The sequence below is a fragment of the Gordonia sp. YC-XJ4 genome, assembly GCF_059511865.1.
Genome location: NZ_CM183447.1, coordinates 1,343,668 through 1,366,513, shown reverse-complemented (window position 1 = coordinate 1,366,513; position 22,846 = coordinate 1,343,668). Strand labels below are relative to the sequence as shown.

At 67.8% G+C, this 22,846-nt stretch carries 5 protein-coding genes; all 5 read right to left on the bottom strand.

Annotation, left to right across the window (positions count from 1 at the left end; translation table 11 throughout):
- Positions 1-60 precede the first annotated feature (60 nt).
- Entirely contained in the window at positions 61-2,493 is a 2,433-nt protein-coding gene (locus tag AC5ZH6_RS06005; RefSeq protein ID WP_496168672.1) for a DUF4012 domain-containing protein, read from the bottom strand.
- On the bottom strand, positions 2,490-19,883 hold the full coding sequence (locus tag AC5ZH6_RS06000) for an amino acid adenylation domain-containing protein (protein ID WP_496168671.1): 17,394 nt from the start codon (positions 19,881-19,883) through the stop codon (positions 2,490-2,492). The genes AC5ZH6_RS06005 and AC5ZH6_RS06000 overlap by 4 nt, the downstream gene beginning before the upstream one ends.
- A gap of 144 nt (positions 19,884-20,027) precedes the next feature.
- The gene (locus AC5ZH6_RS05995) at positions 20,028-21,446 is read right to left on the bottom strand and encodes a tyrosine-protein kinase domain-containing protein (protein WP_496168669.1); all 1,419 of its coding nucleotides are present in this window, start codon (positions 21,444-21,446) and stop codon (positions 20,028-20,030) included.
- 41 nt (positions 21,447-21,487) lie between these two features.
- Positions 21,488-21,982 (bottom strand): serine O-acetyltransferase, encoded by a 495-nt coding sequence (locus AC5ZH6_RS05990; RefSeq protein WP_496168667.1) that lies wholly within the window; start codon positions 21,980-21,982, stop codon positions 21,488-21,490.
- Positions 21,979-22,797, bottom strand: coding sequence for an O-antigen ligase family protein (locus tag AC5ZH6_RS05985; RefSeq protein WP_496168666.1), 819 nt, complete (start codon positions 22,795-22,797; stop codon positions 21,979-21,981). Before AC5ZH6_RS05985 ends, AC5ZH6_RS05990 begins: the two co-directional genes overlap by 4 nt.
- Positions 22,798-22,846: the final 49 nt, after the last annotated feature.

Below are 22,846 nucleotides of genomic sequence, written 5' to 3'. Positions count from 1 at the left end.
CTCGCCTAGCGGCTCGTCGCACCTCGACGACCGATCATGGGAGTCGCCCAGAAGGGGCGATCACCGGCAGGCCGGGACATCCACCTTTACCTGCGGGGTGTCGACGAGGGGCTGGATGGGGACGTCGGCGGGGCCGTGCGCCGACGTCGGCTCCTCGAGGTTCATGGTGACGGTGACCTTCTGACCGGGCGGCACGCGCACCAGGGTCGAGACGTAGGGGCGGCCATTGAGGGTTTCGTTGGTGTAGAGCGGACCGACGCCGTCGACGGTCAGGGAGGTGACGGTCGCGCCCTTGGTGGTCAGCATCGCGACGTTGACGAGGTTCGTTCCGCGGGCCACCGACAGGTTGGTGCCGTTGGGTGCGACGACATAGTCGGGCAGCGAGAGGTTGTCGAGAGTGTTGGTGAGCGTGACGGTCACCGTGCTCTTCCGCGAGTCCCCGCTGCATCCGGCGGCCTGATACGAGATCTCCCGGCGCAGGTAGTAGTCGAGCTTGTTACCGGCGGCGTTGGACAGCGCGACCTGGAGATACGGTGCGGACGTGTCCGGGATCTGGTGTCCGAGGTCGGTGGACTCCAGGATCTTCTGCTCGGCGGCATCGGCGCTGTACACCATGATCCGACGCTCATGCACTCCACGACCGAGTGCTTCGAGGAGCGCACCTGTGTCGCCGCGGAAACCGGAGATCTGGCCGACGACGGCTCGGGAGATGCTCTGCAGATACGCTTTTCGCGCATCATTGTTGTCGGCGAAGCGTTGATACGCCGTCGACAGCGTGATCGGGACGATGTTGTCGGCGGTGATCTTCTCCCCGCTCGGCAGCGTGACCGGCCCGGTCACCTTCAGGACGTAGCTCATCGCGATCGGGTCGAGCGCGACGGCACCGTCGAGTTGCTGACCGGTCTGCGACTTCCAGTTGGCGATCCAGATCCGGGCGGCGTCGGGAAAGTTCGGACTCAGATTGGAGTTGCGGAAGTCGGTGTAGGGCTTGAACGAGTCGAACAGCCAGTCGTACTCCTGCCCCAGATCGATCTGCGGACGCGCCGGATTACGGAAGTCCGAGTTGGCACCCAACGTCGGCGCGGTCACCCGGCCGTCGGTGGCGTTGATGATCGCGAACCCGCCGACGAGCCCACCGGTCCCCCGAGACTCCGACGGTGTCTGCAGGGCGAGGATGTAGTTCCGCGGCCCGTCGGCGCCGAGCATCGACGGAACCAGTTGCGCGGCAATATCGGTGCCCTGCACGGTGGTGTTGGCACGGTCGAGCAGGTCGACGAGCTGGTTGCGGGCGTCGGCGACCGTACCCGACCAGCTCGGATCGATCCCGGCGGCGCGGGTGGCGATAGCGTCGGACTTCTCCGCGATCGCCGCGAGCTGCGGTTGCGCCTGCCGCAGCGGGGCGGTGGAGATGGTGTCGCCGCGGCGCAGCTGTGACGGCGAGAGCACCGACGACAGATCCGCCGACGGCACCAGTACCTGGGAGGCGTAGTCCGACACCGCGGAACTGATCTGGGTCACCGAGTCGAGTGGTTTGCCGAGCCACGGGATGGCCGCGGCCGCAGACCACACCACCCCGTCGGTGCGGTCTGCGGCACTACCCGCCTCGTCGGCCGCCGACTGCGCGGCCTGCTTGGCCGTCTTCTGGTCGCCGTCGAGGATCGCGGTGCGCGCGCGTTGCGTGTCGGTGCGGGCCGACTCCAACTCCCCCTTCGCCGCGAACGCCGAATAGGCAAGCCACGCAACACCGATCACCACCACAGCGATGAGCACACCGAGGACGATCCACAGCCACCGATTCCGCCACCTCCGGGCGTGCAGCGTGTCGTCACCCGACGACGCCGACCCCGGGTCCTCCGGCGGCGGCGTACCGTCGTCTGCCACCGGCTCGACGGGGACCGGCTCCGGCTCGCGACCACCGGGCAACTCGACGGCCGCACCGCCGGCCAGCCACGACGCCACGTCGAGCACCCGCGGTTCGATCTCGGCGAAGACCCGCTCGAACGCCTCCTTCGGCTGTCCCATCGGGTCGACGATGTCGAGGCGCTCGGCGTTGGTGTCGATCCGTGCTCGCGACTCGATCACCGTCGACAGGCCGGCGCCGTCGAGTTCGCCGACCAGCTCCACGAACTCGTTGAGCGTGAACATCCGCTTCCACCGCGCGGGTGTCGTCCGCTGGCACGCGGCGCGGTGTTCGCGGGTCATCGTCAGCACCAGGTCGGCACCGTCGAGGATCTGCGGGCGAAGGTAGTGGGCTTCGAATCCGGCTGCGTCGTAGCCGTGTTCGTCGAGCACCTCGACCGACAGCGGATGCATCGGCGCACCGTTCTGCGCGCCGACACCCGCGCTGGTCACCGTCACCGACACCCCGACGGTACCGGCGAGTGTCCGCAGAATGCGCTCGGCGATCGGCGACCGACAGATGTTGCCCGTGCACACGAACAGAATCGACTGGGGCCGGTCGCCCACTCCCGGACCGCTCTGTCCTTCGCTCACCAATGCTCCTCGAGTAGTTCCGCGATCTGCCGCATCGACGCCGGCCCACCAAGATCGGCGTGCGCACGACCGGTCTCGATCACCTCGACGTCACCGTCGAGATAGGGCGCCCACGCCTGCCTCTTCACGTCCACATCCATGCCGCCGTCGTTCGACGCCAGGTACAGGACCCTACCTGCGGTCACCGACGACGGCTGATGTCGGCGCAACCCGTCGACGACGATCCCGATGCGGTGGGTGACCGTGGCTGCCAGGTCGGGGTCGGCGGCGGCGAGCGGCTGCAGCAGATCGTCGAGCCGGGCCGCATCGTCGTCGGCGACGCCCACGAGTTCGGCGGCGGCGACTTCGGCCGGGGTCCGCGGGTCGAGAAGCACCAGTAACGCGATCTCTCCGCCGCACTCGACGATCTGGCGGGCGATCTCGTGGGCGAGCACCCCACCGTACGACCAGCCGATCAGTCGATACGGACCGTCGGGTTGGCGCTCGCGGATCGCGGTCACGTGACGTGCTGCGATGGCGGCCAACGACTCCGGCATCGCGTGCGCGGTGTCGAGGAGCTCGGGTAGTTGGAGGCCGAGCACGCGGCGATCCGGCATGGCGTGGGCCAGCGGGGCGTAATCGGTGACGATGCCCGTCACGGTGTGCACCACCCACAGCGGCGCGCTCTCCCCCACCATGGCCTTGCGCGCCGCGCTCTCCGCCGACAACTCCACCACCCGGTGCTCCAGAAGCCGGTCACTGCCGGCGACGACGCCGGCGGGTGTGGCGTGCGCGAACAGTTCGGCAACCGAGATCCGCAACCCGGTACGGTGCTCGATCTCGTCACGTAACGCGATCAGCGCCAACGAGTTTCCGCCGGCGTCGAAGAAGTCGTCGTCCATGCCGACCGGCATCCCGAGGACCGACTCGAACGCCGCGCACACCGCGTGTTCGTGGGCGGTGGTCGGCGCGCGACCGGATCGGGTCCATTGCGGCGGTGGGAGCGCAGCGTCATCGATCTTGCCTGCGCTGGTGTGCGGTAACGCGTCGACGGCGATGATCTGCGCGGGCACCATGTGCCGCGGGAGCATGCGGACGACCGCGCGGCGCATCTGCTCGACGTCGGCCGCGGCACCGACGACATAGGAGATCAGGACAGCACCCGCCGGACCCGGCCGGACGACGGTTGCCGCCTGTGCCGCCCCCGATCCCAAGAGCACGGCGTCGATCTCGGCGGGTTCGACGCGTTGCCCGCGGATCTTGATCTGTCGGTCGACGCGCCCCACATAGATCAGGCCACCGCCGCGCCGGTCCCAGCGCACGAGATCACCGGTGCGATAGAGCCGTTCACCTCCGGGGCCGGCAACGAACCGTGCGGCGGTCTTGCCGGGATCACCCAGATAGCCGCGCGCCAATCCGGTTCCGACGACGTACAGTTCGCCGACGACACCGGGGGCGACCGGCCGCAGACGCCGGTCCAGAATGATGGTTCCGATGCCGGGCAGCGGGTATCCGATGCGATTCGGTTCGTCGGATCGATAGGGGGCGCCGGTCACCCAGACGGTCGCTTCGGTGGGGCCGTAGACGTTGTCGACCTCGGTGTGCGCCGACCACTGGTCGGCAAGGGTGCGCGGCAACGCTTCTCCCCCGATGAAGACGCGACGCATCGACGGCAACGCCGCGGGGTCGACGGTTTGCATCACCGACGGCGTCCCGAGCATCACCGTGGCGCTGACCTCCCGCAACCACGCGGTCAGTTCGGTGCCGGCGCGCACCGACGACGGCGCAACCACCAGCGCCGCACCCGCTCCGACCGCCGACAGGATCGCCATGATCGACGCGTCGAACGCCGGGCCGGTGGTGAAGGCGACCCGGTCCAACACCGAGATGCCGCTCACGCTGGTGCAGCGGTGCACTCCACGATGGGTGACCGCGACCGCGCTGGGGGCGCCCGTGGTGCCGGAGGTGGTGATGATGTAGGCGAGCGCATCGGGTGAGACACGTTGTGCTGGAACAGGTGCAACCGGACCGTGCGGCTGGGGTGGGATGTCGTGACGGGTCACCGGTCGGGCCTGCGCGAGCGCGAGGGTCTTCTCGATGCGAGCGGCCGGATGATCGACGTCGACGGCCACGATCACCGCACCGAGCCGGCTCACCGCCCACCACGCCACCACCCATTCGACCGATCGGTCGATGAGCAGCCCGACCCGATCGCCGACGCGCACACCGCGGTCGGCGAAGCTGCGGGCGGTCACCGAGACCCAGGCGTCGAGCTCGGCGAAGGTGAGATGCCGTACACCGTCGCCGACGGCCATCACGTTCGCATGCCGACGCACGGCCGCGTCGAGAATGTCGTGCAGCAGTGGCGGTTCGACGCTGTCGGGGGTGGCGCCCGCATGCTCGAGGATGAACTCCGACTCGCGCCGGCTCAGCAGACGGGTGGGGTCGAGGCGCTGTGTCCCGTCGCCGGTGACGATCTGCAGTGCGGTGCCGATTCTCCGGACGATCGTGTTGATCTGAGCCTCCGAGAACAGTTGTCGCGCATAGATCACGTCGATGCGGTGTCCCTCGGGGTCGAGTGTGACGATCACCTGAAGATCGAATTCACTTCTCGGGCTGAACTCGTCGATGCCGGGCACGGTGCCGGCGGCTGCCGCTGAGCCCGACGCCATGGCTCCGTCGACCACCGAGAACATGATCTGCACCAGGGGATGTCGGCCGACGACGCGGGTGACACCGAGATGGTCGACGACGTCGTCGAAGGCGACGAGGGCATGGTCGGTGGCCGCGAGGTCGTCGTCGCGCACCATGTTGATGAGTTCCTCGACGGTGCCGACGGCCCCGATCCGGGTGCGCACCACCACGGTCGAGACGAGCATGCCGACCACCGAGCGCCACCGGTCGTCGCCGCGCAGTGAGACGGGAGTGGCCATGGCGATGTCGTCGGCACCGGCCTGCACGCTCAGCGCGAATGCTGTGGCCGCGTGCAGGATGTGGAACTCGGAGGCGTGGTGGGCGCGTGCGGTGCTGCGGATCTTGTCGGTAAGGTGGCGGGTGAGGGTGCGACGCACGGTTGCCGTCGAGAGGTCACGCACGACGGGCCGGTGTTCGACGAGGCCGAGGTCGTCGGCGTATCCGTCGAGAGCTTGCTCCCAGAACTCCAGCAGGTCAGCGCGTTCGGTACGTTCTCGCGAATCGAGTTCTGCTGCGGCACCGAGGAAATCACCCGTCGACGCACCGAGCGGGGTGCCCATCACTGCGGCGGTGAGGTCGGCGGCGATCATGGCCGCGGACTCGCCGTCGATGCTGATGTGGTGGGCGAGGATACCCACCGCGAGTGGCCGCTCGCCGGTGTCCGTGAGCACGCTGACGACGAGCGCCCGCACCGGCGGTGTGCCGGCGGAGTTGGCGGGCGGGAGGTGCAGCAGGCCGGTCAGCACATCGGCGTCCAACGACTCGGCGGCGAGGATCTCGACATCGGATGACCAGCCCTCGACGACCCGCTGGCGCGGGCCACTCCCCGTGTCGCCGTAGGCCAGGCGCAAGGCCTGGTGGCGGGCGATCACGGCGCGCAGAGCGTCGGCCGCATTCTCGACGGACACGCCGTCGGGTACCGGCACCACGACGGGCACCGCGTAAAGGGGTGCGGCCTCGGCCATGGATGCCGCGGTCCACAGTCGTCGTTGCGTCGGCGCCAGCGGCACCCACTCCCCGCCGACAGCGCCCTCCCCACCCGCGACAGCGCTCACTTCTCCGCCGACGGCGCTCACCACACCCGCGACAGCGCTCGCCAGTGCACGCGGCGTCGGGTGGTCGAAGACGAGCGCGGTCGGCACCCGCACCCCCAGGTCGCGTCCCAACCTCGACGACACCTGCGTCGCCGACAACGACGTGCCGCCGAGCGTGAAGAAGTCCTCGTCGGCCCCGACGTCGTCGACGCCGAGGATGTCAGCCATGACCGCGCGCACCGCCTCCACATCGTGCGAGTTCGGCTCGCCGACAGCCGCAATGGGCCGCGGCGTCACCTCCTCGGCCACCGCCCCGGTCGGTAGCGCCATCAGCTCGGGGAACGGTCGGTCGAGGTCGTCGGCCATCGCCGCGAGTGCTGCGCAGACGTCGGTGAGCAGCGCGTCGGCCACCTCGGCCGACACTCGTGGTGAATACACCGCGGTCGCCTCGAGGTGCCCCTCGACGACGGTGATCACCAGTTCGGCGTCGAGTTTGGCGGCCACCGCATCTCCGTCGAGTGGCACGGGCTCCGCTCGCACCCCGTCGGCGAGAACTCCTGCGTTGAACACCCCTGCCCCGTCGACCGCGGGCACCACGTCCTGGCCGACGAGCAGGATCGAGGTGAGCGGGTCGATGCCGTCGCGGGCACCGGGGCGGACGGCTGCGGCCACCGCCTCGTAGGGCACCTCGGCGTGGGCGAGGGCGTCGAGCGCGACGTCGCGCGCCTGCCGCACCGCCGACCGCATCGACGTGGTGGCGTCGATCCGGGTGCGCAGGGCGACGGTGTTGACGAACATCCCGACCACCGACTCCCACTGCGGTGCCGATCGCCCGTGCACGGGCATCGCGATGACCACGTCGTCGCGTCGTGCCCAGCGGCCGAGGACCGATGCCAGCGCGGCATGGGCTGCTTGGAACAGGGTTGCCGATTCCCGTTGTGCCGCAGCGGTGATCGCGGTGGTGACGCCGGTGTCGAGGCGGTGGGTGATACGGCCGCCCGGTCCGACGTCGCCGCCGACGCCGGGGGTGCGGAACGGGGTGACGTCGGCCAACACCTGTTGCCAGTGCCGGATTTCGCGGGAGTAGCGGCTCGACGGATCGTCGGGGCGCCCGAGGAGCGCGAGGTGCCACTGGGTGTAGTCGCCGTAGGTGAGTGCGGGCGGGGCCAGTTCGGTGCCGGTGTAGGCCTGGGCGAGCTCGCCGAGGAGCAGTCGCACCGACCAGCCGTCGAGCGCGATGTGGTGTGCGGTCACGGCCACATCGACGTGGTCGGCGCTCTCGAAAAGAACTGCGCGAACGCCGATCTCGCATTCCAGGTCGAAGGGTCGCGTGATCTCGTCCCGAATCGCCGCGCCCACAGCTTCGTTCACCCGGACGATGCGGACGTCGGCGCCGTCGGCGAGTCGCTGCCACGGCCCGTCGTCGATGACGGTCCGTAGGCTCTCGTGGCGCCCGAGTACCGCGACCATCGCCTTGGCGAGCCGGTCGACGTCGACGGCTCCGGTCAGCCTCACCACCAGCGGCACGTGGTACGCCGTCGACGCGGGAGCACGGAGATGTTGAATCCAGATGCGCCGCTGCGGGTATGCCAGCGGCAGCCGTTCGGGTCGTGGCAGGTGGCGTGGCACAGCGACCGGCACATCGGAGCCCATTGGGATTGCCGCGGCGAGGGCGGCGACGGTCCGCGTGTCGAACAGGGTGCGGACCGCGACGTCGGCGCCGAGACGTTCGGAGAGCCGTGAGGCGACCTGTGTCGCCGACAACGACGTACCGCCGAGGGCAAAGAAGTCGGCGTGCGCGTGCACCTCGTCGACGCCGAGGACCTCGCGGTACACGGCCACCACCGTCCGCTCCACATCGGTGCGTGGGGCGACGATCTCCGCGACATCAGCCGCGAGGTCCGGGGCGGGCAGGCGGCTGCGGTCGACCTTGCCGGTCGGCCCGAGCGGCAGCCGATCGACGAGTGTGATCGACGCCGGAACCACGCTGCGCGGCAGCACCGTACGCACCTGTTCCCGCAGGCTCGCACCGTCAACGGGGGAACCGGGTGCCGGAATGACCCATGCGGCGAGCACCCGCTCACCGGCCGGGGTGCGACGGGCGGCGACGACGGCTTCGCTCACGTCCGGGAGACCGGTGAGGGCGGCCTCCACCTCGGCCGGTTCGATCCGGATGCCGCGCACCTTCAGCTGATCGTCACCGCGCCCGTGGATGACGAGGTCGCCGTCGGCGCGCCGGTGGACTAGGTCGCCGGTGCGATACCGCCGTGTCCCGTCGGGGCCGGCCACGAAGGCGGCGGCGGTGCCCGCCGGGTCGTCGAGATAGCCTCGTGCGAGGGCACTTCCGCCGATGTACAGTTCTCCGATCGTGTAGTCGGGCACCGGCCGCAGCCGGCCGTCGAGGACGATGGCGTCGACTCCGGGCATGGTGGTGCCGATGGTGATCGGGCCGTCGGGCCGGCATCGCGCGCTGGTGACGGCGACCGTCGTCTCGGTGGGCCCGTACTCGTTGCTGACGGTGTGCCCGTGCGCCATCCACGTGCCGGCCAGCCGGGCGCTCAGCGCTTCGCCACCGACCGCGACGTGCCGGACCTCCGGCACCTGCGCGGGGCTCAGTGTCGACAGCACCGACGGCGTCGTCAGCAGCACGGTGGTCTCGGTGTCGGCGATGTGGTCGGCGAGGTCGTCGCCGCCGATCACCTCCGGCGGGCAGATCACCACGCAGGCTCCTGCGGCGAGGACGGGCACGAGTCCCATCAGGTGCGCGTCGAAACCGACGGCGTACGTGTGCATCACGCGATCGAGGGGTGTCAGCTCGAGGCGTCGGACGGTGTCGCGGGCCCAGCCGGCGAGTCCGCGATGGGTGACGACGACGCCCTTGGGCCGGCCCGTGGTCCCCGAGGTGAAGGTGAGGTAGGCGGCGTCGTCGATATGCAGCGGGCGCACCCGGTCGGCGCGGGTGAATCGTCGCCGTTCGGCCGGATACAGGTACGGATTGTCGACAGCGATGACCGGCAACGCACCCACGTCGGGCACCTCGTCGGCGACGAGCATGAGAACCACGGCAGCACGGGCACGGTCGAGGATGTCGCGGCGTCGGGCTGCGGGGTCAGCGGGGTCGACGGCGACGAATGCCGCGCCAGCCCGGGCGATCGCCACGGTGGCCACCACCCCGAACACCGACCGCGGCAGGTGACAGGCCACCACCTGACCCGGTCCGATCCCCTGCTCCCGCAGCCGCCATGCGAGCGCGTCGGCGAGGCGGTCGATGTCGCCGTAACGCAGCGGGGCACCGCATCCGGGAATGCGGTGCGCGGCATCGTCGATGGCGATCGCCGACGGTGTGGCGAGCTGCGCGTCGAGCAGTTCGGCCAGCGTCTCCGGCGGTGGTGGCTTCACCCGCCGCGCTTCCGAGCCACCGAGGAGGTCGGCACCGGTCCGTTCGGGTTGTGCCACAGCCTGTTCGAGAACCGACCCGAGGAGCGAGGCCAAGGCGTCGAGTCGAGGTTGGTCGGTGACGCGTTCCCCGCAGGTGAGATCGAGGTGCGCGCGACCGTCGCGGCGGTGGCTCATCACGTCGATGCCGAACAATGGTGCGGCAGCGCCGGAGTAGCGCGATGCCACGTCGTCGGGGACGGCGCCGAGGACGACGTCGAACAGTGGGCGTCCGGCGCGGTCGCGGTCGGGGTCGGCGATTCGGCCGATCTCGAAGAGCGGGAGGTCGGCGTGGGCGAGCGCGCCGACGTCGGTGGCGGTGACGGCGGCGAGGAGGTCGGTGAACGGGACGTCGAGGTCGATGCGGGTGTGCAGCGGGACGGCGCGGGCGAAGAGTCCGGGGACGTCTGCCAGGCGCGGGTCGACTCGCCCGGACAGTGCGGTGCCGATGGTGACGACGTCGCTGCCGGACTGTCGGGCGAGGATCATCGCGAGGACGGTGTGCAGCGCGATGAATGGGGTGCTGCGCGCATCGGCGGCGAGCGCGTCGAGTTGCGCGGTGGTCTCTGCCGAGAGCACCACCGCACTGTGTCGGGGCCGGCCGCCGGCGGGTGCACCGAGGTCGATTTCGGGGAGTTGCAGCGTGGCAACGGGTTCGGTGAACACCGACGTCCAGTAGGCGATGAGTTCGGCGCGGCGGGAGGCGAGGGCGTCGAGGCGCCACTGGGTGTAGCGCCGGTAGTCGACGGCCGGAAGGGTGGGCGCGGTCAGCGCCGTCCGCAGGATCGGCAGCGTTTCGCCATCGGCGACGATGTGGTGGACGACCACGAGAACCCATGTGGTGGCGTCGTGTTCGGCGAGGGCGAGGCGCCACGGGAGGCTCGTCGTCAGGTCGATGGGCTCGGCCAACGCGGCGAGTGCCTCGCCGATGTCGGCGACCTCGGTGACCGCGAGCGCACCCAGATGGGTCCGGACGTCGGCGTCGGCCCAGCGCTCCTGGTAGGGCGTGCCGTCGTCGGCGATCGGGAAGCTGGTGCGCAGCGCGTCGTAGGTCACGGCGACGGAGGTGAGTGCGCCGCGCAGGTCGTCGATTCTGCCGTCCCAGATCTCGGCGACCGGGATCGCCATGGTCATGAGGTATCCGGTGCGGTCGGGTTCGGCACGCCACCGCAGCCACAGGTCCTCTTGCTCGGGCGCCAGTGGGAGCCGATCAGGTTCAATGCGAACACCATCCAGATCGGGCACACCGTCCGTCGCCACGGCGTCCAGCGCGGCCAGATCCCGCACGGTGGGCCCGGCGAAGACGGCGGTCACCGAGATCGCGAGCCCTGATTGAGACAACCGGCTGGCGAGCCGTGCCGCCGACAGCGAGTTGCCGCCCACGGCAAAGAAGTTGGTGTCGGCGGTGATGGGTGGCGCATCACCGAGGGTGGCGGCCATCGCGTCGGCAACCAGCTGTTCGCGATCGGTCAGCTCCCCCGGCTCACGCACGTCGGACGTAGTGAGGCTGCGCAGCAACGCTTGCCGATCGAGTTTGCCGTGTGCGGTCAGCGGCCACCGGTCGACGAATCCGATCCGCGCGGGCACCTGATGCGCGGGAAGTGCTGCGGCACAAGCATCCAGAAGGGTCGACTCGTCGGCGTCGCCGATCACGAATCCGATGAGCCGCTCGTCGCCGGGCTGTGCACCCGAGTCGACGACGACCCGCGCGTCATTAACGCCGGGCACGGATCGGAGTACCGCCACGACGGCGGCGGGTTCGACGCGGTATCCGCGGATCTGCACTTGATCGTCGGTGCGGCCGAGGTAGGCCAGTCGGCCGTTGGACAGGCGGCGCACCAGGTCGCCGGTGCGATAGCGGCGTGTGCCGTCGGGTGCGGCGACGAAGCGTGCCGCGGTTTCGGCGGGGTCGACGTATCCGCGGGCGAGTTGTGTTCCGGTGAGGTACAACTCGCCGCGTCCGCCGATCGGCACCGGTCGGCCCTGTATGTCGAGGACTTCTGCGCCGACGCCGGCCAGTGGTCGGCCGATGAGGGGTCGGTGGTCATCGACGTCGATGTCGCCGCCGGTCACCTGGACGGTGGTTTCGGTGGGTCCGTACATGGTGACGAGCCGGACGTCGGGATGCAGGAGTGTCCACTGCTGCAGCGCGGTCGGGTCGAAGGCTTCGCCGCCGAGCACCAGGCACCGCAGCGTCCGTAGCCGGTGTGCGCCGATCGTCGGGTCGGTGAGCCGGACGAACGACGTGGGCGTGTGGGCGAGGATGGTGACGCCGTGGTGGTCGAGGGCGTCGACGAAGCGCTCTACGTCGACGACGTCGTCGCGGCTCACGATCGCGACGGTGCCGCCCGAGGTGAGCGCCCCGAAGATCTCCCACACCGACACGTCGAAGGTGGGGGCATGGGTGCACGCCCACACGTCGCCCGGTCGGGGGTCGATGAGGTCGCGGGAAGCGGCGAGCATGGCGGCCAGTCCGGCGCGGGTGGCGATGACGCCCTTGGGTGTTCCCGTCGAGCCGGAGGTGTGCATGACGTAGGCATCGCCCGGGGTCGTCGCCGTCTCGCACCGCGCGAGCATCGCCGCGACCCGCTCCTGCGGTGCGGCCGGGTCGATCGGCACGACCACCGCGTCGGCCATCAGCACGCCGACCATCGCGACGACCGCATCCACCGACGGCGGCAACGTCAACGGGACCCTCTCACCGGCCCCCACGCCGCTGTCCGCAAGGTCCGCGGCATACGCGCTCGCTCGCGCCAGCAGGTCCGCATACGTCAGCGAACCGTGTTCGTCCGCAACGGCGGTCGCCTCCGGATGACGCGCGGCCACGGTCCGCAGCAGGTCGAGCACATCGGCGGGGTCGGCGGTGCGGGCAGGCGACTCGATCGGCTCTGCGGCAGGCAACAGATCCTCAACACGAGCATCCGTAGCCGTCGCCAATCCCCGCAGCAACGCGAGGAATCGTTGCAGCAGAACAGGTCCGGCGGCGGGGTCGACGTGGTGCTCGGCCACCGACAGCGCGATGGTCATGCCGGTGCCGGTGTCGCGGACGGTGACTTCCAGTGCGGTGCGCGCCTGCCCGGTGGGCAGCGCCTCGTACTCGGCGACGCCCGGCGGAATCGGCGGCGTGACGTCGTGGTCGAGGAGCACGGGTGGCACCGTCACCGGTGCGGTGTCGGCGTGCGCCATGGCCGCGGCGAATGTAGTGTGCGCCTGCGCCAGCGCGTCAGCGACACGTGATGAGCGAATACCGCTGGCGCGCAGCGGAACGGTGCGTGCGAGCATCCCGACGAGGCCATGGGTGGCCGGGTCGTCGCGGCCGGCGACAGGGATGCCGATGACGGCGTCGTCGGTGCCGGTGATCTCGGCGAGGGTGGCGGCGAGCGCCACCCAGAGCAGCGCGTACACGGTGGTTCCGGCGTCGGCGGCCCGCTGTGCCAGGGCGGCGGCGGTGGCCGCGTCGAGCGTCGAGTGCTCCACCACAGCCGGTCCGGCGGTCAGCCCGGTGGGGCGCGGGTCGGGCGGCTCGGGCAGTGCGAGTGTGGTGGGGGCACCGGCGAGGTGGGTGGTCCAGTAGTCGGCGTCGGCCGGCACGCGTCGCGCGCCCAAAAGCGGTTGCGGCTCGGGCCACTGCGGCGCCGAACCGTCGCGTCGGGCGTCGAGGGCGTGCAGGAAGTCGGTGACCAGCACCGGCACCGACCATCCGTCGACGACGATGTGGTGGGCCACCAGGATCAGCTCGGCGCCGTCCGCGGAGATCACAGCCCGCCAGCCGCAGTCGCGGCTCAGGTCGAACGGTGTGCGCACCGCCTCGCGCTCATCTAGGTCGGTGATCGGCGTAATCTCTTCCGCCGAGAGCACCCGTGGCACAGGCTCCTCGTCGACCTCGGGGTAGATCGTCCGCAGCGCCTCGTGCCGGTCGGCGACGTCACGCAGCGCGGCCTCAACCACTTCCCGACTGGTGCTGCTGGTCAACCGGATTCGCACGGCGAGGTGATAGGCCGCGGACGGTTCGACGCGATTGAGAATCCACAAAGCCCGTTGTGCCGCAGTCAGTTGCGTCGCAGCGAGCGGCTTACCCACCGCCACCTCGGCGGGCCGGCCCACCAGCGTGGTGAGCGCCGACACCGTCGGATGGGCGAACACGTCGCCGACGGTGACCCACCGCTGCGGTCCGCTGAGCTTGGCGGCCAGCCGTGCCGCCGACAGCGAGTTGCCGCCCAGGGCAAAGAAGTTGGCGTCGGCGTCCACGGCGTCGATGCCGATGACCTCGGCGATCACCGCGGCGACCTGCTGTTCGGCCTCGGTGAGCGGTCGCGCGGGTGCGGCTGATGCGGTGATCGCCGTGAGGAGTGCTGAGCGATCGAGTTTCCCGGTGTCGGTGACGGGCCACGCGGCGACAACGCCGACGCGCGACGGCACCGCATAGGCGGGGAGTTGGGCGGCGCACTCGGTGCGGAGGACGGCCTCGTCCAATGCGTCAGAGCCGGTGACCGCGGCGACGAGCCGTTCGTCGCCGGCGCGGGTGCCGGGTCCGACGAGGACGCGGGCGTCGGTGACGCCGGGTAGTCGGCGCAGGACGGCGGCGATCTCAGCGGGTTCGATGCGGTGGCCGCGCAGCTGGATCTGGTCGTCGGTGCGGCCGAGGTAGGCGAGGCGGCCGTCGGGCAGGATGCGCACGAGGTCGCCGGTGCGGTACATGCGTGCGCCGGTCTGTTCGGGGTCGGCGACGAAGCGGGTGGCGGTCGCCGCGGCCGCGTTGAGGTAGCCGCGAGAGACCTGCCGCCCGGAGACGTACAGTTCGCCGCGCCCGCCGGCGGGGACGCGGCGTCCGCGGGCGTCGCGGACCGAGAGGTGTACGCCGTCAAGCGGTGTGCCGATGATGCTGCGGGCGTCGGTGGTGTCGACGTCGGCGGCGGTGAGATGCACGGTGGTCTCGGTGATGCCGTACATGTTGATCAAGCGCGTGCCGGGATGGGTTGTCGCCCAATCATGTAGCGCGGTGGGGTGGAGGGCTTCGCCGCCGAAGACGACGGTCCGCAATGCCGGCAGATCGCCGTCGTCGCCGACGATCTCGGGGTCGCTGAGCCGGGCGAAGGCGGTGGGTGTCTGCGACAAGATGGTGACGCCGTGGGTGGCGAGGGCGTCGAGGAGCAGGCGTGGGTCGCGGACGGTGGTGCGGTCGAGCACGGCGATGCGGCCGCCGGAGGCCAACGCCCCGAAGATCTCCCACACGGAGAAGTCGAAGGCGTAGGAGTGCGCCCAGCTCCACACGTCTGCGGCGCCGGCGCCGACCACGTCGAGGGTGGCGCCGAGCATGGTCGCGAGGTTGTCGCGGCTGACGCTGACACCCTTGGGTGTTCCGGTGGAGCCGGAGGTGAAGATGACGTACGCCTCGCCGGGCGCGCGGTGGTCGGCACTGCGCGCACTGGTCGAGGGACCGCGGGCTTCGACGTGCAGGTCGTCACCGATGATCGCGACAGGTGTTGCGGCGTCGAGGAGTTCGTCGATGCGTGACTGCGGGTGGTCGGGGTCGATGGGGACGTAGGCGGCGCCGGCCATCAGAACCGCGACCATCGCGATGATCGTGTCCGACGATCGGCTCATCTGCAGGGCGACGCGATCGCCGTCGCGGACCCCGGTGCGCAGCAGGGTGATTGCCAGCGTGCGGGCGCGGGCGGCGAGTTGGCTGTAGGTGAGGTCGCCCCGTGTGTCGGTCACGGCGACGGCGTGCGGGGTGCTCCGGGTGTGCGGGATGAGTGCGCGGATCGGGTCGAGGGTGGGGGTGCGTCGCGGGGCTGGTGCGGGAGCGGCGACCGGCGGTAGCTGGTGCCTGATCACCGTGTCGGCGGTCGCGTCGGCGAGCTGGGTGACGGCCTCCACGAACGCGTCGAGGAGTAGTTCTGCGCCGGTCGGGTCGACGCGGCGCTCGTCGACCGTCATCCGGATGTCGAGGCCGTCGGTGGTGTCGGTGATGGCGAATTGCAGTGCGGTCTGGGCGAATCCGGTGTCGAGGGGACGGACTGTGCGAAGCAGGGTGCCGGTGGTGTCGATGACGTCCGGGAGTGTGACGGCTGTGGTGACGAGTACGTCGGCGAGGCCGGCGGGTGCGGCGTCGGCGTGACGTACCGCCTCGGCGAGGGTGGCGTCGGTGCGCGTCAGCGCTTCGCCGAGCCGCTGGTCGAGGGTGGCGGTGTGCCGTAGGGGTAGGGTGCGCACGAACATGCCGACGCGTCCGAGGTCGGCGGTGGTGGCGCGGCCGCTGGTCGGCACCGACAGCACGACGTCGTCGAGGCCGGTGATGCGGGCGAGTACCGCGGCCAGCGTGATCCGCAACAGGGCTGCGATGGTGCCGCCGGCCGCAGCGGCGGTCTGCGCGAGCCGTTCACGAGAGGTGGTGTCGAGGTGGCGGTGGTGATAGCTCACCGGCCCGGGCCGCGCGGGTTCGGGCAGTGCCGAGCGGTCGGGTGCGCCGTCGAGGTGGGTGCTCCAGAAGGTCTGCGCCGCAGCAGTATCGGTGGGGTCGGGGGTGATCGACGCACTGAACGGAGCTGCCGGGCTGGGCCAGCTGGGTGCGTGGCCGTCGCGGCGGGCGTCGACGGCAGTGAGGAAGTCGGTGACGAGGATGGGGAGGGAAGCGCCGTCGACGGTGATGTGGTGGGCGACGAGGACCACCGAGATGGCGTCGCCGGAGTCGTCGATGGTGGCTCGCCAGGCGGGGGCCGCGCCGAGGTTGAACGGCGCGGTGGCTGCGGCGTGGATGCCGGGCTCGTCGAGGGGTGCGGTGGTGACCGGTAGGTGGTCGGCGAGGTGCGCGGCGGAAAGAACTCGTGCGGTGGCCGTTCCGTCGTCGGCGGCGTCGAAAACGGTACGCAGCGCCTCGTGTCGGGTGGCGACGTCGGTGAGTGCTGCGGTGAGGACGGACGTGGTGATCGCCGGCGCGAATTCGAGGTGGACGGGCAGGTGATAGGCGGCGTCGGCGGGGTTCAGACGGTGTGCGAGCCAGAGTTCTTGTTGGGGGCGGGTGGGTCGGTAGTGGTCGCGGGTGGTCTGCGACGTGAGCGCGGGGGCTGTGTGTGTCGGTGCGGCGGCGAGTCGGGCGGCGATGTCGCGCAGTGTGGTGGCGGCGGTGATGTCGGCGATGGTGAGGACGCGGCCGGTGGCGGTGGCGAGGCGTCCGACGATCTCCATCACCGATAGCGACGTTCCGCCGAGGTCGATGACGGAGGCGAGCATCGACGGCTCGTCGACGTCGAGTACAGCGGATACCGTTGCCGCGACCAGAGTTTCGTCAGCGTCGGCGGGTGGCTCGTACGCGATCGGTGTGATCGGGATCTGCGCGAGGAGGGTGGCGACGGCGCGTCGGTCGAGTTTGCCGGTGGTGCCGAGTGGGAGTTCGTCGACGGCGACCACGCGGCGTGGCCACATCATCGACGGCAGTGTTGCGAAGAGGTGCTGGCGCACGGTGGCGGCGAGGACGGTGGGGTCGTCGGTGTCGGTGGTGATCGCGACGTCGATGGTGGTGCCCTGTGTGTTGTGGACGGCGATGGCGACGGCTGCGTCGACGCCGTCGACATCGGCGGCGGTGCGTTCGATTTCGGCGGGTTCGATGCGGACGCCGTGGACGGAGATCTGGTCGTCGTTGCGGCCGTGGAATTCGAGGAGTCCGGTGGTGGGGTCGATGCGGGCGAGGTCGCCGGTGCGGTACATGCGGGTGCCGGGTTGCCAGGGGCAGGCAACGAATCGGGCGGCGGTGAGGTCGGTGCGGTCGAGGTATCCGAGCGCGAGTTGCGCTCCGGCGAGATAGATTTCGCCGATCATTCCCGTCGGTTGTGGGCGGAGCCGGTGGTCGAGGAGGTAGGCGGCCATGCCGTCGACGGCGGTGCCGATCGGGGTGGGCCGGTCGGTGGGGATCGGTGCATCCAGGGTGGCCACCGTCGCATACAGCGTGGCCTCGGCCGGCCCGTACGTGTTGCGCAAAATGCGTTGAGGTGAGACCTGATTCGCGACGGCCGGCGGCAGTGTTTCGCCGATGGTGCCGACCACCCACGGCAGTTGATGGGTGGGGATGCGCGCGATGAGCGACGGGGTGGCGTACAGGTGGGTGACGGCGTTCTCGACGAGTGCTGTGCCGAGGCCGGCGTCGATCGACGGGATCGGTACCAGGGTGTAGCCGAGTCCCGCGCAGGCGAGCATCTCGAAGTGCGCGATGTCGAAGGCCGGTGACGCGACCGCCGCCAGCCGTCCCGGCCCGTTCCCGTCGTCGAGCAGCGACTCCGCATCCCGGATCAGGTTCGCCAGTCCCCGATGCGGTACCGCAATACCTTTGGGCTCCCCCGTCGTCCCCGACGTGAACACCACATACGCCACGTCGTCCACCCCCGGCTTGTCGCCGCCGCCCTCTATCCGGTGGTCGAGGCGATCGTCGCCTTCCCCCCGCTGATCGGCGCTATTTGATCGATGGTCGGCGCTATTTGATCGATGGTCGAGGTGCGAGGCGCCCCCATGCGCCGAGCCTCGAGACCCCCGCAGCCCACCACCAAACTCAACCCTCTCCTCCGACACCACACACACCGGCCCCGCCACCCGCAGAATCGTCTCCACCCGCACCCGCATCAACGAAGGATCAACGAGCAATATCGCCGCCCCACTCCGCGCAACCGCCCACCACGCAACCACCTGCTCCACCCCGCGCGGCAGCGTGATCGCCACGGTCTCCCCCGGCCGCGCCCCATACCCGCGCAACTCTTCGGCGAACTCCGTTGCCCGCTCATCGAGTTCGGCGAACGTCAACGCGTCCTCGCCACACGCTCCGCCGTCGACGGCAATCCGATCACCGAACCGCTCGACGGTCTCATCGAGGATCTCCGTCAACACCCGCGCCCGCGCCGGCGTCGACACCGCAGCCGGCTCCTCCACCACCATCGGCAGATCGTCGACAGCCACCTCCCCACCCTCGACAAGAGCCGTCGCCACCTCCCCCAGCAGCGCGACGATCTGCCGATGATGCTCGACGACATCGGCCTCGTCGTACCGATTCGGGTTGGCTTCGAGTTCGACGACGAGCGAACCGTCCACGCTCGGGTCGCCTTCAGTGTCGGGATAGATGTTGAGCGACAGGTCGTCGACGGGTCCGGTGGTCAGGGAGTGGAAGGTGGCGGTGAACTCTCCGAACTGGATCTTCCGGTCGAACATCATGATGTTGAGCACGGGTCCGGTGATAGGGCCGCCGTGGTCGGCGACGATGTCGTCGCGCCGGTAGCGCTGATGCCGCAGTGCGCCCATGAGCGCGCTTTGCGTGGAGCGCAGCGCATCCCCGACGGTGCTTGCCGAGCCAACCCCGGTCCGCACGGGCACGAAATTCAAGGTCGGCAGCGGAGTATTCCGCAGAGCAGCGACAGTTCTCGCGGCGACCGCGAGATCGATGACGACGTCATCACGGTCGGTGATGCGCGCGAAGTACGCAGCCAAGGTGGTCGCGATGAGCGCCGGGAGCGTGGTGGTGCGCTCCTCCGCAGCACGTCGCAGTGTGCCCATCATGGGAGTAGGGATAAGCGCCGACACTCTCCGGTTAATCGCTTCCGGCGGCCCGACATGCAGCGACGGGGACGGGGTTCCGCCACCAACACCGTCGAGCACGGTGCGCCAATAATCACGGTCGGTCTGGAAGCGGCGTGAGGCGCGGTACTCTGCGTCGGCTCGGGCGGGAGCGCGCAGGTCAGGAATGATCGGAGCGCTGACATCGGGAGCACCGCCGAGGATCTCGCCGATTCTCGAGAGTCCGCGGCTCATATAGTTGAAGGCACCGAGCCCGTCGGTGACGATGTGGTGCGTCCGTTGGAAGAGTACGAATCGAGTGCTGCTGAGCTCGAACAGGATTCCTCGAGCAAGCCTGTCGGCGAATGGATCGACAGGTTTGGACACGTCCTCGCGCATCGTCTCCAGCACCTTGCCGAATGGATCCTCCTCGTTCCGAAGGTCAATGTGCTCCACGAAGTCGTGCAGTGTCGGGTCGTAGACGCCGGTCGTACCGGACGCATCTGAGCCCAGCGTGATCTGCGCTGAGCGGCCAACACGGACTTCGTCCCGCAATGCACACAGGAATCGTGATACATCGAGTCGACCCTCAAGGACAATGTAGTTTGCGACGTTCAGCGGCACGCGCGCCATCGCGGTTTGTCGGTGCAGCAGCAACCTCTGCGCGTCGTTAAGCAAGAACTCGTATCCGCCGACGATGCTGAGGGTAGTCACGTGCCACCCCGGGTGCGGCGTCGTGGAGCTGCGGCAGACCACGTCTGCGCCAATTCAAGACAATTCAATGGGTACATAACGCGAAGTTCGGCAATCCACAATACTACCTCGATACAATCATTGGCGAACCGCCAGGCCGATGTTTTAAAGAACGCTAACAACTCGGCTCGGAGCGCCGTCCGAAGTTAGATATCCGTAGTATCGATCGCCGTAGGCACGGAACATTCGCCTGTCCCCATTCAGAACACTGCCCAGGACATTCGCATGTCCCTCACGCAGGGCCGACAGCCCTAGCTCGATATCCTGAGATCTTGAACGCCCCGACAGAGCAACAAAAACGAATCCATCCACATGCTGAGACAGTACAACTGCATCAATCACTGGCTTTACAGGAGGAGTGTCAATAACAATCAAGTCGAAAGAATTAGCCAGCGCGGATAGCACGCTACCCGTCTGTTCAGTATCCAAAAGCTCCGCTGGATTAGGAGGAATCTCGCCACAGGGTAAAACCCAGAAACCGTACGTCGATTTCTGAACAAAGTCCAAAACGTCACCATCGCGCCTCAGTGCCGACGTAAGACCAGCCTCGGTTCCGATGCCCAAAATTGAAGAAATGCTAGGCCTTCTCAAATCAGCTTCGACGACGATGACCCGTTTGCCCATTTCCGCGTAGGACGCTGCCAAATTCAACGAAGTTGATGTCTTCCCCTCTCCCGGGAGGCAGCTGGTTACGGCAATAATCGTAGGCGGACAATCTACATTAGCGAATCGAATATTCGAACGTAGACGGCGAAACGCCTCCGCAGCACCACCTGAACCAGACGAGAAATCTACTAGAGTTCGCTGACGAACAGTATCGTCATCCGGAATCGATGCCAACACAGGAACACCACCACCAACCGCAGCAAGTCGATCTGCCGAATCCACCCTGGAAGAATAACGCGCACGGAAAACAACAAATAGTCCACCAGCTATCAGTCCTGCAACCAGACCGAACACCAGATTCATCTTCGTGTTCGGCGACACTGCGAAAGACGGAGGTTCTGCGGGCGAAACCACAGACAGCTTCGCCAACGACGAATCGGAACCCAAAGGGGTCTCAAGGGCCGCTACGCGAGCAGACGTAGCCGAGGCAACAGCATTCGCCAACTGCGCAGCCGCATCTGGAGCCCCGCTGCGAGCGGTCACAGTTAGTAACACCGTCTCAGGCGACCAGTCTGTAGACACCAATCGTCGCGCAGCGTCTACGCCGCCCGGAAGGCTCGTCTGACGAACAGCGTCCTCCAGCACCACCGTCGAAGTCGCGAGTCTCGCGTACGACGCCACACGTTGTTGTGAAGCAAGATTTCCCTGATAAACCGATTGCACATTACTATCGCCACCGGCGATGGTGACGTACATCGTAGCACTAGCTGCATAGACCGGGCGCTGAACGAGAGAAATACCCGTCGCTACACAACCACCCAACAGAGCTAAGATCACCAACCAATACCAACCCGCCTTCAAAGCACCTGCTCCCGACAGCAAGAACAACGGTGGGCGCAAGCTACTTTCACCAGCCATGACTTATACCTCCTTCTGAGTTTGAATAGTCAAGAACAATCTCAACCTGCGGAAACAACTCTTGCGGGATTACCAACTACCACAGCCATCGGCGGCACGTCACATACAACTACCGCACCCGCCCCGACAACAGCGCCCTCACCAATAACCACGTCACCTAAAATGATCGCGCTCGCTCCGATATCAACGTCGTCCTTGATTACTGGTACGCCGCGCTCGGTGGCGCCGATCGTGACCCCGTGCCTCAATAACACACCACGGCCTAGAATTGCGTCGGCGTGCACAACAAGTCCAAATCCATGCCGCACGCAGAGACCACTTCCGATGACAGTGCGCGTCGGAATATCGATGGAAAACACAATTAGTGAAACTATACGTTGAATGACCCGAAAGGGTAAACCTATGACCCGCACACACAACAATTTCGAATTTCTCAGGTACGAGGCCGATCGAAAGGTAAACAACCAAACGAACTCTACATAGAAGCCACGGTTGGAACGCCAGTCGTCGGCTACGCAACCAAGATACTCTTTCAAAGAAGAACCTCTCTCTCGCTATGACTATTTATAGCGCCGCTGGCGGCACCAGACTTCGTGGAGCCTACGCACGACCTGCCGCGCGACGACGCCGACAGACCGAACAAGATAACACAGCACAGGTACAAAGCTGCACCACTCGAAAGAAGGTTAGCGGCAAGCGAATTCACGGCAACGCAACCAAACACCGCTGCGGCACAAGCCAAGAAAGGCCTCGCAAGCGGGTCGGAACGCCACCTGCCCGCTAGAGAGGCGGAAAGTAACACAACCAACACCGCAACCAAGACCACGCCGACAACCCCACCTTCGACGAGTAACTGGACATACACGCTATGAGCAGGACCACCGTAGGGCTGAACAGGTCCAAGTGTCGAACCACCGCCGAATCCAAAAATAGGACGGTTCTCCCACTTGGCAATCAAAGCCGACCAGTTTAGGAGGCGCCATTCGAAGCTATTCTCACTAACTCCAGATGAGATCGCTCTTGTAACATCCGAGCCGAGAATCTCACGGACTCGGTCGCCCACAGAAGTGAACAGGTATAACCCAATAGCAATTGAAGAACAAGCGAATAAGAAGATCAGTCTTTCCATAGCAGAACGACCTAGCAACAGTCCCAACACAACAACTCCAAGCAATCCGCTCGCTGCCGAATTCAGACTCTCTGTCAATAGAACGGCGATTAGGCAGACGACCGCAAGCGCAGCAAACGACGGTTTTCTATACTGCCAAAACAGCCAGACGCTAAAAACCAGCGATATTGCACAGAACGAGCCTGCGGCGTTAGCGTGCACGAAGCTTCCTGCAGCACGCATGTTGAGGCCTATCGTCTGGCGCGGAAAACAAAGGTAGCCTACTATAAGA